The following is a 15,640-nucleotide window of genomic DNA, read 5'->3' on the forward strand; positions in this document are numbered from 1 at the left end:
AGCGTATCCACTGAAAGAAGGTATAATGCTGCATTTCATACAACAATACCGGATTAGGAACGATATTATAAGGAAAATGTTGTATTTCGTGCAGGAGTTGCGCAACAATGGCAACTAGATGCTTGGTTAGCGGAAATAGACGAGCCTTTTATATGCGAAAAACCGGATACATCAGGCCTCCACCAAGCTAAACGCGCCTATTATTGCGAATAACCAACTACCGCTGCTCAAACCCTCAAAAAGCTCTCTGAAATACAAGGGACGGAACGTCCCCTGTCATCAGAGAGCTTGAATACTGAGATATGTTCTTATTTCAATGTGATGGTGAATGATACGGACTTCGCTCCGGCGTTAACCTTCACTGTAGTCTCATCAGCTTGCTCTGCACCCTCTACGGAAGCAATAGCGCCGAGGTCCTTCACCGCGAAGGTGAAGGCTTTGCCGCTGCCTTCGGCAGTTACGGTTACCTTGCTTCCGCTGCGTACCGCTACTACCTTCAGCTCAGGTGCGCCGTTGATATCGCGTACAGTAGCCGTTGCTGTCTTGCCGTCCTCCAGCGAGTACAGGCCGAACTTCACGCCTTCCGCAAAGTCATAATCCGGACGGCTGTCTTCGCTGCCTGTTGCCAGCAGTGAATTCGGACGTACGAACAACGGCAGGCTGAAGAAGTCATGCTTCTCTTTGCGCCATGATCCGCCTTGCACCGTGTCACCGTTCAGGAGGTGCGTCCAGCGTCCGGCCGGCAGATAGTATTTCACTTCGCCGTTCTCCTGGAAGATTGGAGCCACGAGCAGGGAATCACCCAGCATATACTGGCGGTCCAGAACTTCGCAGGTAGGATCTTCAGGGAATTCCATCACCATCGCCCGCATCGAAGCCCAGCCCTGTTCATGCGCCTGTCCGGCTACATCATACAGGTAAGGCATCAGGCTGCATTTAAGCTTGGTGAAGAAGCGGGTAACATCCACAGCTTCATCATCGTAAGCCCAAGGCACGCGGTAAGAGGTGCTGCCGTGCAGACGGCTGTGGCTGGAGAGCAGGCCGAAGGCCAGCCAGCGCTTGAACACATGCGCCGGAGCGGTATTCTCAAAGCCGCCGATATCATGGCTCCAGAAGCCGAAGCCGGACAAGCCGAGCGACAGGCCGCCGCGCAGGCTTTCTGCCATGGATTCATAGTCAGCGTAGCAATCGCCGCCCCAGTGAACCGGGAATTGCTGCCCGCCGGCGGTTGCCGAACGTGCGAAGACGGCTGCTTCATTTTTGCCGAGCTTCTCTTCCAGTACTTCAAAGACCACTTTGTTGTACAGCTGAGTGTAATAGTTATGCATTTTGTGCGGATCGGAGCCGTCGAAGTAGACCACATCGGTTGGAATTCTTTCGCCGAAGTCGGTTTTGAAGCTGTCCACGCCCATATCCACCAGGCCACGCAGGTAGCCGGCGTACCATTCACAAGCTGCAGGGTTAGTGAAGTCCACCAGCCCCATGCCCGCTTGCCACAGATCCGTCTGGTATACGTCGCCGTTAGCTTTTTTGAGCAGATAGCCGTTCTTCTTGCCTTCTTCAAACAGCGGTGAACGCTGTCCGATATAGGAGTTGATCCAGACGCAGATCTTCAGTCCCTTATCGTGAAGACGCTTCAGCATGCCCACAGGGTCCGGGAACACACGCGAATCCCACTGGAAGTCAGTCCATTGGTACTCGCGCATCCAGAAGCAGTCGAAGTGGAACACATGCAGCGGCAGATCGCGCTCAGCCATACCCTCTACGAAGGAATTAACGGTAGCTTCATCATAGTCTGTAGTGAACGAAGTAGTCAGCCACAGGCCGAAGGTCCATGCCGGCGGAAGCGCAGGCTTACCGGTCAGGGAAGTGTATTTTGTAATAACCTCTTTGATCGTTGGTCCTTCAATTACGAAGTATTCCAGGCTTTCTCCGGCTACGCTGAATTGGGCCTTCTTGACTTTCTCAGAAGCAATTTCATACGACACCAGCTCCGGCTGGTTCACGAATACGCCATAGCCTTTGCTGGTTACATAGAACGGAACGTTCTTGTAAGCCTGCTCGGAGCTTGTACCGCCATCTTTGTTCCACAGGTCAACTACCTGGCCGTTTTTGACAAAAGCAGTAAAGCGCTCACCCAGACCATAGACGAATTCGCCTACGCCGATATCCAGCTCTTCACGCATGAACGTGTTGCCATCCTGATCCGTAATGTAAGCCATCGATTTGAAACCGCTGCCGGTAATGCGCTCGTCGCCACGGTAGAAATCTACGGACCAGTGAGTGCCTTTATTGATTACTACACGGAGTCCGCCGCTGATCAGCACAGTTTGTGCTTCGGTCTCTTCGATTTGAACGTGATCGCCTGTACCCTTAGTTAATTCAAAGGAAGGACCGCGGTCGATAACGCCATCATTATGAATAATCTTTACGCCCACAACGCCGGGAAGCGGGGAATGGAATTTCACAGTAAGCAGCGTAGAGTTAAGGGTTGCGGAACGTCCGGTAATTGGAGTCGTCTGAGTAATTGCCGTCAAACCTTCTTCAGTTTTCTCGACAACATAGTTCTGAACCGCACCATTGATTGTAATTCCGTCACGAACCAGCCAAAGGCCGTCTGTAAATTTCATGTGTGCACTTGCCACCTTTCAATTTGGTGTTTATAGTTGCATTATACCGATAACAAAAAGACAAAACTAATATAATATAGCTTATTTATAACACTATTTTGATGTTTTTTTGCAAAAGGAGGACCCTAATGGACCGCACATCGCAGCGATTGCTGAAAGAAGACCGTGAACACGGGGATGTTATGTTTCCCTTAGCCGCCTACTGGATCGAGCTTCCTGCCGGAGCGCATGTCCTGGACACCCACTGGCATGAGGAAGCGGAGTTCTTCCTGCTGCTTGAAGGGGAGATTCTGTTCCAGGTCGATACGGATTATTTCCCCCTCCGTCCCGGCGAAGCTGTGTTCATTGAATCCGGTGATATCCATGCCGCCTACGTGCTTAGTGAGACGCCGATCCGGTTCTGCGCACTTGTCTTTCACCCCGATCTGCTGGCCAGTGCCCAATATGATATCATTCAGCAGACGGTCATCCTGCCGCTTCAGGAGAAGCGCCAGAGCTTTCCCCGCCACATCACCTCCTCTATCCCCTGGCAAAAAGAGCTGCTCTCGCATCTTGCGCGCATGATGGAAGCCTATGATCATAAAATGCCCGGATTTGAAGCCTTTATGAAAGGAACTTTGCTGATCATGCTCTCGCAGATTGCCCAGCCGGGCCGTTTCGTCAGCCACAGCCAGTCGGAGGGGGCAGATACGACGAAGATCGACCGCCTGAAGAAGGTCATTCTCTATATTCAGGATAACTATCAGGAGCCAATCCGTACCCGTGATTTGTCGGAGCTGATTCCGATGAGCGAAGGCCAGTTCTGCCGGTTCTTCAAAAGCATGACGCGCAAAACCCCGGTAGACTACATCAACTCCTACCGGATCCGCCAGGCTGCCGCCCTGCTGCAGCAGAGTGACCGCAAAATCTCCGATATCGCCATGGATGCCGGCTTCGACAACGTCAGCTACTTCATCAAAGTGTTCCGCAAAGCCATGAACTGCTCCCCCTCTGAATTCCGTAAGGGCGGCGGGACACAAGCCTCCGGGCAGAATCAGCTGTATCCATAAAGTCAGTCTTCATCCGGGCGTATTGCCTGCTTACAGGTTCCCGGATGCGTTTAAGTTACCTGTAAGGCCGGATTATGCCATCCGCCAATCTACTTACAGGAGGCAGACAGCCATGAATCAACATGTTACCATGCCGATTGAGGTACAGGAGTATTACAATGCCGTCAACCAATACCAGCCGGAGGCTTTTATAGAATTGTTCGCAGCCGGTGCCACCGTCAGGGATAATGGACAAGCGATCGAAGGCAAGGAAGCTATACAGGTCTGGGGAGAAGCAGCGCTGTTCTCTGCCAAAGTCCGCTACACCATCATGGAAATAGCAGAAGCCGGAGACACGGTCACTGTAACCGCAGAGATGGAGGGCGAGTTCAACAAGAACCGCGTTCCCGCCCCGCAGCTGTTCAGGCACGAATTCAAGGTACATGCGGGCAAAATCAGCTCGCTGAACATTACGCTCAAGTAAGCAGCTAAGCGGAAGGGGGCCGCAGCCATGCGGCTCTCTTCTTCTGCCGTAAATGTGCTGATCAACCACTTCGCTGCCTGCCTCCCAACTCCCGTACCTATTCAGTCTCCCCCCGCTTCTCCCCTAGCTACCAGCTTGTCTGTCAACTTACCGATCCCACCAAGCTGCTTCTCTCTTCCCTGGTCTCCCGCTTACCTGCTTCTGCACCTGCCTCCCTAACTCCAGCTTCACTACCTGCCGCCTGGCTCCCACGCCGATCCTTGCTCCCAGCTCGCCGCTTACCTGCTCCCGCACCTCCTCTCTAACTTCCTCCCTCACCACCTCTTCCCCTGCTTACTTGCTTATCGCCCAGTGCCACCAGTCCAGCCCATCTGCATACGCGCTTACGGACCCGGGAGCCTTTATTTCCGCCAAAAGACTTCTTTTCACAAGCTAACGGACACCAGCGCCGTTATCAGCCGATTAATCGCGCAATTTGCGCCTGCAGAGTAACAATAAGGTCCGGATGGTCCGTTAAGCCAAAGAAATGAGCGAAATCCGGAAAATAAGGGCGGTACAGTCTGTAAGAAAGCAGAATACAATGGTTACAATGGGCAGAGTGCTAAATCGAGTGAGCGGGTTCCTTGAAAGAATGCAACTGATGCGGTATAGTAACTCGAATTGAATTTTTTCTTCGATCATTATTCCTATTCTTCCAGCAGGGGTGCTCTCTTATGAAAAAAGGCATTATCTATGCCGTCTTGTCCTATCTAGCCTGGGGCTTCCTGCCGCTCTACTGGCGGTTGTTCCAGTCTATGCCCGCCTGGGAGATTCTCGGCCACCGGATCCTCTGGGCCTTTGTATTTGTCGCAGTGATGGTTACGTTATCGCGGCAGTGGAGCCGGCTGAGTGTTATCTTTTCAAGCAGAAAAAGTACGCTGGCGGTTGTCCTCTGTTCAATCTTCATCAGCATGAACTGGCTGCTGTTCATCTGGGCGGTTAATAATAATCATGTACTCGAAACCAGCCTTGGCTACTATATGAATCCGCTCATCAGCGTGTTGTTCGCAGTCGTATTCCTGAAGGAGAGACTGTCGGGCGGACAGTGGCTATCCATTGCGCTGGCCGGCACCGGTGTGGGCATCATGGCCTTCCAGTACGGGCAGGTACCATGGGTGGCGCTTGCGCTGGCGGTCTCCTTCTCCTTATATGGCCTGGCCAAAAAGCTCGCAGGACTCGATGTTCTACTCAGCCTGACCGGTGAAACCCTGATTGCCCTGCCGGTTGCACTGGGTTATCTGATCTACATCCAGTCGCAGGGCTCCGCAACCTTTACTTCACTGTCTCCGCTGCTGATGACCGTGCTGCTCTTCGCCGGAGCCGCCACAGCGCTGCCGTTATTCTGGTTCGCCAAGTCCATGCAGCTGCTGCCGCTCTCCCTGGTCGGGTTCATCCAGTACATCTCGCCGACGACAAGCCTGCTGCTGGCAGTATTTCTGCTGGGTGAGCCTTTCTCGCAAGGAAAGCTGGTCAGCTTCGCGTTCATCTGGTTTGCCCTAATTGTCTATACAGTGGCAAGCCTCCGGAAACCCAAACTTCCTGTAGTCCAAGCTCCGCTAGAGTCCCGGCAGATGAAGACACTGTAAGCTGCTGCCCGGCCCCGTTGTATCTGGTTAATGTGATCTGCACAACGGGCGGGTACAGTTACGTTGGTGTCACCGTTTCCGTATAAAGTACATGCTAACTAATTAAATCGCCTCTTACCAGAATCCGGCGCAATTCAAATCCGGGTCCGGAATACCCGGCGCTGAAAAGGGCAGCATCATAGCCATTACTGGCATGGTGCTGCCTTTTTAATGTGTGGAATACGAAGGAAATCCTCCGAGCCTGTGTGCTTCGTCTCCAGTTCTGGCTCTGGACCTCCTCTAACTCCGCCTCTGCAGCTAGCTCTGCTCCTAGCTCAATAGCTCCCGCTCCCCAACCTTACGGATCACAATAAAGCACGTACTATCCGGCAAAGGCACCGCCTGCCCGCTCTCGTCCATAATGACTACCCGGTCCTGCAGCGCCTCTGTATACCCTTCCTGCAGATAATGGCGGAAGATTTCAATCCGCGCACGGCCGCCAAGCGTCTGATTAATGAACGTTGTATACTCAGTAGGAGTGAAGTAGCCAAATTGCTCCTGGACCTCATGGATATAAGCTTCCTCACCCCAGGTGTAGGTGTACAGAAACTCCATCGCATCATTCACCGGCATGAGCACCTCCTGTGTGCTTAGCTGCTCGACCTGAATGTCCCGTCCGGCAAAATCCTCCGTATACCGCTTCAGCCAGTCCATCCCGTCGGCCTCCAGCAATCTTACCCTCCGCCGCAGCTCAGCCGGCTCCGTCATAATGCCGTCGCGGATAATGATTACTCCGCCATCCGCCAATACCTCGAAGGCGCTGGCCAATGCCGCTGCCACGGTGCTGTGGTTGAACTTCCTCCCGTTCAGCGGCACATAGGAATACAGCTCATGCAGAATCGAGGAGAATATCACCGTATCCACGGTCCCTGCCTCCACGTAATCCTTCAGGTTCAGGGCATCGCCCTGCAGCACCTCCCAGCGGCGGCCTTCGCGCTGCTTGCGCTGCCGCAGCGCTTCGATAACGTTGCTGGAAATGTCGATGCCGACCGGAGCCGCCTCCGGCATCCGCTGCTCGATCAAGTCCAGCAGCACCCCGCCGCCGGGGCCGATATCCAGCACCTTGCGCCCGGTGACATAATCGAGGATGACGGCTTTATAATCTGCCGTATCATTCATCTGGCTTAAGTACGTATCCTCGTTATGGAAGCGGTCGAATGCATCCCGGCGCAGACCGAACAGGTCGAAGAGCAGCAGCACCGCCCGCTCATACAGCGCCGACTTCTCGGCCTCGATGCAGAATTCAATCAGCTTCTCCGCTGCCGGGGAGAACTCAAAGCTGAAGAACAGCGTATCAGGCAGATGCTCCTTGCGCAGCAGCCGGTGCGACAGATGCGGATTGCCGGAAGGCTGCGCCCCGCTGTTGATCTCTGTCCAGTCCAGCTCAGACAGATATTTCTCAATGATCCGTTTCTTGTATACATTGATCTTCTTGCTGCCCTTGTAATCATAGTAGATGCCGTTCATGACCGCCTCGAAGCTGATGTGGCCCAGTCCGGGCAGCTCGGCAGCGCCGCCAGCCAGAACAACCACCTTCAGGAATTGCTCCAGCGAGAAGGTCTGCAGCGCAGATTCTACGTACCAGAAGGTGACCGGCTGTAGTACCTCCAGCCTTGCAGGAGCGAACCCCGCCTCCACGAGGCTGCTCCATTCCGCATCATAAGCTTCACCTCCGGCAATCGCACCGGCCCGCATCCGCCGCAAGCGCTCCTTCATCGGCACTTCAGCCGGCAGCTCACCTGCGCACAGGTCTGCGATCAGCTCCGTCACCTGAGGACGAAGCTCCTGCCACAGCTCGGGGGAGACAGCCGCAATGATGCAGTGATTCAGCGCCAGCAGCAGGCGCTCCAGCTCCTCTGCGGTCAGCAGTCCCTGTTCCACCAGTCCCGGCAGCGGAAGATTAACGGAGGGCGGCACCTCGCCGCGGAGCTGCTGCCCGATCAGACCATGTGTCTCAATCAGACGGTGAACAATCAGCCGCTTATCTGCAGTGATGGCGTCCTCCCCGCCAGACACCGCATAACGCCGGTACAGCTCCGCTGAACCGATGTTATGCACGAAGATATTAATCCCCTCCGCCTGCCAGCCCCGGCGCTGCCGGAGCGTGCCGCCTTTGGCCGTCTCCGACCAGACCAGCGTCTCTTCCACCAGCTCCTTGATCCAGTAGGACAGAGGCAGACGGTCCAGGATAACCAAACTCCGTTCCACATAATCCAGCACCGGATTCTGCTGCTCCAGCTCCCGCAAGGAACCGACCCGTTCCAGATTGACAACCGCCTGCTCCGCCTGAACGATATACTGCAGCCACTGACAGCCTCCAAGGTGGAGCTGTCCTCCTTCACGGTACGCCTCAATAGCCTGCAAAGATTTCAGCATTAGCCTGCCTCCTATGTAATCTCCTATGTAATAACAATCTCTATTCAATAGCCCTGCTGCTGCCTGTTTGAATCAGAGTCCTATGCTGTTCATGCAATAAACCGCAAGCCTCTGAAGCGAGGCCTGCGGTCTGAATATATATTTATATTGTATCGCGATTGTATCCCGGATTGAACCGGATTAAATATAACTCCTATTACCTGCGCCACATTACTTCTGCTGCTGCACCTCATCCATGAACTCCCGGTAATCCTGAACGATCTCTTTGGAACGGGTGTGATGCAGATAATGTCCGCCTTCAAGCGGTACCAGCCTCCCGTGCAGGGAATCCTTCACTTGCCCTTCATGCAGGGTCATCCAGCCCTCAACATCTGTATTATTGTCCTGTACGAAGAGCAGCAGCGGCAGATCCTTAGGGAAAGCCAGCGCCTGCGCCGACGCAAAATTCACCTTGAAATGCTCCATTTCATTCATAGTCGTGTCATTGCTGGAGTTCTTATTCGCAATCAGCCGCATCTGCTCCTTGGTCAGGTCATCAAACGGCAGTCCGGCATAAGGATCTCCGCTCACCTTTTTGATTACCCGCATGAGACCCGACTTATCGAGGAATTTGAACAAGCCAACCGGCTGGTCCTCATCCATTCCGCCTTGGGTGGGGACGCTGCTGTCGATACCGACAAAGGCACTGACCTCATCCTGGTATTGGTTCACATACTCCAGCCCATAGATGCCTGCGATGGAGTGCCCCATTAACGTGTACCGTTGAATTCCGAGCTGCTGCAATGCTTCATGAAGCTCACTCACTATATTCGCATTAGTCCGTTCCTTCTCCGTTCCGTCACTTAGCCCATAACCAAACGGCTCCACCGCCACCACCTTGTAGAATGGGGACAATTCGTCAATAAGCGGTTTAAAATCGAGCGCAGGCGCCCCCGTGCCATAGCCCGGCAACAGCACAATTGTCTCTTCGCCGGTTCCCTGGATCAGCACATTCATCTGCTTGCCGTCTACTGGCACCAGCTGTCCATAAGGCTCTATTTTCCCTTGCTCCGACTTGTTACTTATGATATTTATGGTGAAAACAACGGCCATAAACAGCGCTGCCGCGATAATCACAGCCCCTATTGTTTTCAGCAAAATTCTGATCCCTCTTCTCATCATCCATCCACCCGTCCTCATCTGTATATTGAGCTGGCCTAACGAACCGCTAAGGAAAGCTTACCTGATGAAGATGTACTCCCGGTGACGGCAATATGAACGGAAGATGAACAGCCTGTATGAAAAAAAAGCGGCCCCGCAAGCAGCTAAGCTCAAGCAGAATGCCGCACCATGAAGAAGGTACTCTCTAAGAATATTCCCGGCAACCGCCGTTAACCGGATCAGCCGTCCGGTGCTGTGAGCGGCAGGGTCACGGTGAAGGTGCTGCCCCGGCCAGGCTCACTCTCCACCCTGACGTCGCCATGGTGCAGCAGTACGATCTGTTTGACGATCGCCAGCCCCATGCCGCTGCCGCCAACCTTACGGTTATGGGAGCGGTCCGCCTTGAAGAAGCGCTCGAAGATCCGCTTCTGGTCTTCCGGGGAAATCCCGATCCCGTCATCCGAGATCCTTATAGCCACCTGCTTCAGCTCCTGCTTCATGCTGACACTAATCCTTCCGCCATCCGCGGAGAATTTGATGCTGTTGCCGAGCAGGTTGGTCCACACCTGATTGAGCAGATCATGATCGGCTGTCAGGCGGACCGTCTTGAGCTGCAGGTCGAAGCGGATGCTGCGGGCTGACCATTGCGGCTGAAGGGCGACAATGACCCGCCTGACCTGTTCATCCAGACTAAGCGTACTAAGCTGTAATTGCTGCGTCTGGGATTCCAGCAGACTTAACTTCAGCAGGCTGTCGCTCAGCTTGGACATCCGGTCCGCTTCAGCGATAATAATATCGAGATAACGGCTTCGCTCGCTATCCGGGAGATTCATCTGCTTCAGCGCCAGCGCGTAACCGGAGATCGAGGTCAGCGGCGACTGCACTTCATGCGATACGTTGGATACGAAGTCTCTGCGCAGCTGCTCCAGCTGCTGCAGGTCAATCATCATCTCTTCAAAGCTGCGGGCCAGCGTGCCCAGTTCCCCCTGCTGCTTGATATTCAGCTTTACGTTAAAGTCACCGGCGGCAATCCTCCGGGTAGCTGTGGTCAGCTTTTTGATCGGACGCACTACGAACATCGCCGCTACCAGAATAACAATACTCCCGGTAAGCAGCGAATACACCGAGAAGTTCGTAATCCATTCCAGAACAAAGGCGGAAGAAGGAGGGCCTATCGGCTCAATGAACATCGCCTTCGTTCCGTTGTCCGTAGTTAACGGCAGCCCTAACAGAGTGGTTGAAAGGCCGCTCTTGTTCCCCTGCACTACTGCTCCTGCCAAGACCTGATTGACCTGCTCTGCCGTTATGGTCTCAAGCTGGGCACCGGGAGGTTCACTATAGGACTGATATTGTCCTGCGGCCTCATAAATACGGATGTAATAAGATTGCAGCTGATTCATCCCGCGCACGAAATCATCTGCTTCACTGTCCGGAAACGTATCATAGATCCGCACGATATCCTTGCCGAAGCGCAGCATGGGAATCTGCAGGTTCTCATTTAATTTATCCCGGTACAGCCAGGTGGCCACAAAGAAGGACAGAACCGTTCCCCCGATTACAGAAACCAGGAAAATCAGGACGACGCGCGTATACAGCGATCTGATCATGAGCCGGCCTCAAGCCGGTAGCCCAGCCCGCGGACGGTCTCAATCCGGAAGTCCGGCGTATCCGCGAACCGTTCACGCAGGCGCTTAATATGTACATCGACTGTCCGGTCATCCCCCGCATAATCCAGGCCCCAGATCTGATCAATCAGCTGCTCACGCGTATAGACTTGTCCGGGTGTCCCGGCCAGCTTGTAGAGCAGCTCGAACTCTTTAAGGGGCAGGGCAAACGAAGCTGCACCGCTTGTCACCTTATAAGCTTGCCGGTCCAGGAGAGTACTCCCGATTGTGATCATCTGCGCTGATCCGATTTTATACCGTTTCAGCAGCGCCCTGACCCGTGCAGTCAGCTCCAGCGGATCGAACGGCTTGGTCAAGTAATCGTCGGTGCCCAGCTCGAACCCCTTCACCTTCTCCCAGGTTTCGCCTCTGGCCGTCAGCATCAGAAGCGGAAGATCAGGATTCACTCTTCTTAGCTCCTTACATAAAGCCCAGCCGTCCATTACCGGCATCATAATATCCAGCACAACCAGATCGACAGGCACCGAACCATAGACAGCCAGCGCCTCCTTGCCGTCCGCAGCTTCTGCTGTTAAGAATCCGTCATTGCGCAAAAATAAACAGACGAGTTCGCGGATGTTCGCGTCATCGTCAGCAACAAGTATCGTAGGCATCCGTTCCCTCTTTCCGTATTGTCCAGAATCACCTGCTGTGCGTATATTCTTCAGCTATGCTCCAAACCGCTGCCTGTACCCGCATTTGCGGCACAGCTCTTCCACCGCTTCCCTGCGGGAGAAGCCGTAGAACAGATTATTTGCCCGCTCACCCTCGATAATCTCGGAGAACGGCTGCTCATGAATGTTGCCGAGGTTGATCACCCCTTCGCCATCAAGGCAGCACGGCACTACCGTGCCGTCGACCAGCACCGCCGCCTGGCTGCGCAGCGCGTGGCAGAAGCCCTTGCCGTCATCCTCCGGCTCGTGCAGGGCCGGCCATCTGAACTCGTGGTCCTGGTTCAGATAGACGCGCGGGGCAATCTTTACCCCGCTGCCGGGCACAACCTTCTCTTCGATCCTGTAGTCGAGCCCGAAGGCCTCCTCCAGCAGCGCTAATGTCTCGCGGTTGCGGCTTTTCTCCAGATTCGTCCGGTTGTCCTCAGTCAGATTCCACAGCCGGAACGAGACGATCACCCCTTGCGCGGTAATTTCCCGCACAAACTGGATAATCTCCGCTACATACCCTTCGCGGTTCTCGGAGCCGGCATGGCCGTCGAAGCTGTGCAGCGAGAAGTTCATCTGCCGCAGCGCCGGCTTGCCGAGCAGCTTCGGTCCCGCTTTGTGAATCAGCGTACCGTTCGTCGTGATGTTAACCTTGAAGCCTTTGGCATGCGCCGCATCCAGCAGCTCGCCAAGCTTCGGATGGAGCAGCGGCTCTCCTTTGACATGCAGATAGATATGATTGCTATGCGGTTTGATCTCATCGAGAATCGTATTAAACATATCCAGCTTCATGAAATTCTTCTGCCGCTCCGTCGGCGGACAGAAGCTGCAGGCCAGGTTGCAGACGCTTGTAATCTCGATGTATACCTTTTTGAAAGTCTTCAAGTTCCGCTCCCCTTCTATTTCCCCTTAGATTGAACTTAATATACCTATATGGATTCCGGCTGTAACTACGGTGAAGTTTTGGACTTCCGGCCGCTGTTGTCCCCAGATTTCTTCATAAAGTACCGCTGATCGCGGTAGAAATCCGGTGACAAAGGTGGACGCTGACGCTCCTTCCAGTTCCAAAATTCCCCTTCGCTGCCTTCATCCCTTTACGGTCTCTGCTGCAGTTCAATCTATATCACATCCGCAGTATAACACAAGCCGATCTGGCTTCTCGCTTCCTCCATCAGCTCCGCAACCGCCAGGGAACTGGCGTGGCTGTTCGTAGCGCTCTCACGCTGGCCGCTCTTCAGCAGGCGGATGAATTCCTCAATCTCGTAGTACATCGACTCGTATACCTGCGGCAACGTCAATTCCTCGGTGGTTCCGTCACGATAGTGGATTTTGACCTGATAGGGCTGGTTGATCTTGTCGATGACCATCGTGCCGTTCTCCCCTTGAATCTCCGCCGGCAGATACGAATCAGTGATCTTGGAGTGCATGATTACGGCATCCATATCCGGGTAGCTCATTACCATGCTGCCTTCCCCGTCCACTCCCGAAGCAAGCATCACACCTGCCGCTTTTACAGAATCAGGCTTCCCGAACAACACCACCATTGGATACAGGCAATAAGTTCCAAGATCCATCAGTGAGCCGTTTGAGTACTCCGGATTGAAAGCATTCAGCACAGTGCCCTGACGATACGCATCATATCTTGAAGAGTATTGACAATAACTTGCGAAATATCGCCTAACCTGGCCCAGCTTGTATAAATTATCACGGATTACGCCAAAATTCGGCATAAAAGTCGATTTCATCGCTTCCATAAACAGCACATCATTACGGCGTGCCGCTTCAACCATCGCCTTCATCTCTCTGCTGTTGGACGCAGCCGGCTTCTCACAAATGACATGCTTACCATGATTCAGACAGACCAATGACTGCTCGGCATGCATGGAATTGGGGCTGGCGATATAGACCGCGTCCACCTCTGCGCTCGTAACCATCTCCTCCAGATCCGTATAAATCGAAGCTCCTGCATATTTAGCCGCAAAAGCCCGGCCCTTCTCCTCTGTACGGGAATACACGGCTGTAAGAATGAATTCCTCATTTTCCAGTCCCGCTTGAATGAAGCGGTCTGTAATCCAGTTGGTGCCTACGACCCCGAAACGAATTGTCATGAAATGATCCCGTCCTTTTTTTAAACTGATCTATAACTGCTATTTTCTCATTCCATGATAGGTATGTCCACTTTTCGGCCGTAATTTCCGACAAATTCCGCATCCTCCTCCAAATATATAAATTCAGATATTACAGAACCCCGCTTGTGAAAAAAAGCACCTGCAGTTATGCAGGCGCTTCGTCTTTTTTATGAACTTGTTAAACTGTTTCTATACAACCGTCCAGCCGCCGTCCACAAACAAAGTCTGGCCGGTGGTGTAGCTGGAAGCATCCGAGGCGAAATACAGCACTGCCCCGTTCAGCTCACCCGGATTGCCGGGCCGGCCCATCGGACAGACCGCATTATACATCCGCAGCGCAGGCTCGGTGAACAGCGTGTTCTCCGTCATTTCACTATGGAACAGGCTTGGGCCGATCGCATTCACAGTAATGCCGTGCTTGGCATAAGTAGCTGCAATCCCCCGGGTCAGGTGAATCACTCCACCCTTGGCCGCATTATAGGAATGCGTAGGAATGGAAGCCGATGCGGTGAGGCCGAGCATGGAAGCGGTGTTGATGATTTTGCCGTACTTGCGTTCTTTCATGTGGCGGATGACATGCTTCGACATCAGGAAGACACCCTTCAGATCTGTATCAAGCACGCGGTCCCAAGCTTCCTCCTCCAGCGCATCAACCGGTACAGAATCAACCACGCCGGCGTTGTTAATCAGAATATCAATTTGACCAAAAGCCTCCAGCACCTTCGAGACCGCGCTCATGATCTGGTCTTCTTTACGTACATCACATTCCACCGCCAGAATCCGCCGCTCCGGATATTTAGCGCCAATCTCCTCGGCGACTGCAGCCAGCTTGTCGTACCGTCTGGCCAGTATGGCTACATCTGCCCCCTGATCAGCCAGCATTTCCGCAAACTGCACACCGATTCCGCTGGAAGCTCCCGCAATAATAGCTGTCTTGCCTGTCAAGTCAAAAAGGTTGATCATCGTAATCCTCCTCAAATTTTCAGTTCAGCTTCTGAGTGAAATAATCCCGTTTCCGGGCAGCACAGACATCCCCTGTTACACAGAGCTCTCAGCCGCCTCCGGCTGCAGCTTGTTCTCCCACCAGTCCCAGCGAAGATAGCAGTACGGCAGGAACTCCAGCGGATGGAGAGGCTCCAGCACTTTCCCCTTCTCCAGCACGTTGGTACTGACAGTGTAGACTGCACCGAGCATCTTAACGACTTCCAGCTCACTCCACGGATCATGCGGCGATTCCTGGAACATTACAGACGCTTCGGCGGCTTTGTACACCTTGACATCGCTGACCAGCCGCTGGGTCACGAGGACCGGCATCAGGTCGAAGCCGCTTCCGTCCACCGCATTCGAGTATTTGATGTTGTACAGCGGAATGTCCTTGCCGTAATACTCCTCCAGAATGCCTTCAGCCTCCGGATCGTTGAAGGCACCACCCTTGTGGGCCTGGATACTGAAGAACTCCGTTCCCTGCCGGCTGATTGAGCCGCTGATGGAGTCACCGTCCACCTGCATGCTGATATCCGCCATTTTCTTCGGCAGGCCGCATACCTCACGCCCCATCGCCATGCCAATGTCGCTGGTAATCGGCATCGACAGGCAATAGTTGCCGAGCTCCCCGTTATAATCTGCCAGGATGAATAATCCGGCTTCACGGTAAGGCGGGCAGAAATTCGTTGCCGGGTAATCCGCTACAAAAGCATTCACCAGCGGCCGTCCCGCAGGCTTCAGCGGCTTCGGCAGCAGCCGTTCAATAATCTCCGGCTTCGTCTCCCAGTAGACGGTCAGCATCTCTGCATCATAAAAGGTCGTCGGCTTTCCTCCGTACTGCTTAATATCCGCCAGACTTTTCACAAAACTTCCCATACCTGA

At 53.7% G+C, this 15,640-nt stretch carries 12 protein-coding genes; 3 read left to right on the forward strand and 9 right to left on the reverse strand.

From position 1 onward, the window contains the following. Positions 1-308 precede the first annotated feature (308 nt). Complete coding sequence (gene yicI / locus LOS79_RS20330) at positions 309-2,630, reverse strand: alpha-xylosidase (RefSeq protein WP_315411906.1); 2,322 nt, start codon at positions 2,628-2,630, stop codon at positions 309-311. A 128-nt stretch (positions 2,631-2,758) separates the two neighbouring features. Between yicI and LOS79_RS20335 the strand changes: the two genes are divergently transcribed. From LOS79_RS20335 to rarD, 3 genes are all read left to right on the forward strand, one after another. Further along, positions 2,759-3,679 (forward strand): AraC family transcriptional regulator, encoded by a 921-nt coding sequence (locus LOS79_RS20335; protein ID WP_315411908.1) that lies wholly within the window; start codon positions 2,759-2,761, stop codon positions 3,677-3,679. Positions 3,680-3,791: 112 nt separating this feature from the next. Then, positions 3,792-4,142 (forward strand): nuclear transport factor 2 family protein, encoded by a 351-nt coding sequence (locus LOS79_RS20340; protein WP_315411909.1) that lies wholly within the window; start codon positions 3,792-3,794, stop codon positions 4,140-4,142. 713 nt (positions 4,143-4,855) lie between these two features. Then, positions 4,856-5,767, forward strand: coding sequence for an EamA family transporter RarD (gene rarD, locus LOS79_RS20345; RefSeq protein ID WP_315411911.1), 912 nt, complete (start codon positions 4,856-4,858; stop codon positions 5,765-5,767). Positions 5,768-6,076: 309 nt separating this feature from the next. On the opposite strand, the gene LOS79_RS20350 is transcribed toward rarD, so the two are convergent. From LOS79_RS20350 to LOS79_RS20385, 8 genes are all read right to left on the reverse strand, one after another. Continuing rightward, a complete protein-coding gene (locus LOS79_RS20350; RefSeq protein WP_315411913.1) occupies positions 6,077-8,182 on the reverse strand; it encodes a class I SAM-dependent methyltransferase in 2,106 nt (701 codons plus the stop codon). Between the two features lie 210 nt (positions 8,183-8,392). Beyond that, positions 8,393-9,361 carry an alpha/beta hydrolase gene (locus tag LOS79_RS20355; RefSeq protein ID WP_315411915.1) on the reverse strand — a complete coding sequence of 323 codons (969 nt, stop codon included), beginning with the start codon at positions 9,359-9,361 and terminating at the stop codon, positions 8,393-8,395. 200 nt (positions 9,362-9,561) lie between these two features. Further along, positions 9,562-10,929, reverse strand: a complete 1,368-nt coding sequence (locus LOS79_RS20360) for a sensor histidine kinase (protein WP_315411916.1) — start codon at positions 10,927-10,929, stop codon at positions 9,562-9,564. Continuing rightward, complete coding sequence (locus tag LOS79_RS20365; RefSeq protein ID WP_315411918.1) at positions 10,926-11,600, reverse strand: response regulator transcription factor; 675 nt, start codon at positions 11,598-11,600, stop codon at positions 10,926-10,928. Before LOS79_RS20365 ends, LOS79_RS20360 begins: the two co-directional genes overlap by 4 nt. 54 nt (positions 11,601-11,654) lie before the next feature. Next, positions 11,655-12,530 carry a radical SAM/SPASM domain-containing protein gene (locus tag LOS79_RS20370; RefSeq protein ID WP_315411919.1) on the reverse strand — a complete coding sequence of 292 codons (876 nt, stop codon included), beginning with the start codon at positions 12,528-12,530 and terminating at the stop codon, positions 11,655-11,657. 233 nt (positions 12,531-12,763) lie between these two features. Then, a complete protein-coding gene (locus tag LOS79_RS20375) occupies positions 12,764-13,753 on the reverse strand; it encodes a Gfo/Idh/MocA family protein (protein WP_315411920.1) in 990 nt (329 codons plus the stop codon). A gap of 210 nt (positions 13,754-13,963) precedes the next feature. After that, positions 13,964-14,737, reverse strand: a complete 774-nt coding sequence (locus LOS79_RS20380; protein WP_315411922.1) for an SDR family NAD(P)-dependent oxidoreductase — start codon at positions 14,735-14,737, stop codon at positions 13,964-13,966. A gap of 75 nt (positions 14,738-14,812) precedes the next feature. After that, complete coding sequence (locus LOS79_RS20385; protein WP_315411924.1) at positions 14,813-15,634, reverse strand: acetoacetate decarboxylase family protein; 822 nt, start codon at positions 15,632-15,634, stop codon at positions 14,813-14,815. Positions 15,635-15,640: the final 6 nt, after the last annotated feature.

The organism is Paenibacillus sp. MMS20-IR301 (assembly GCF_032302195.1).
Lineage (GTDB): Bacteria > Bacillota > Bacilli > Paenibacillales > Paenibacillaceae > Paenibacillus_AQ.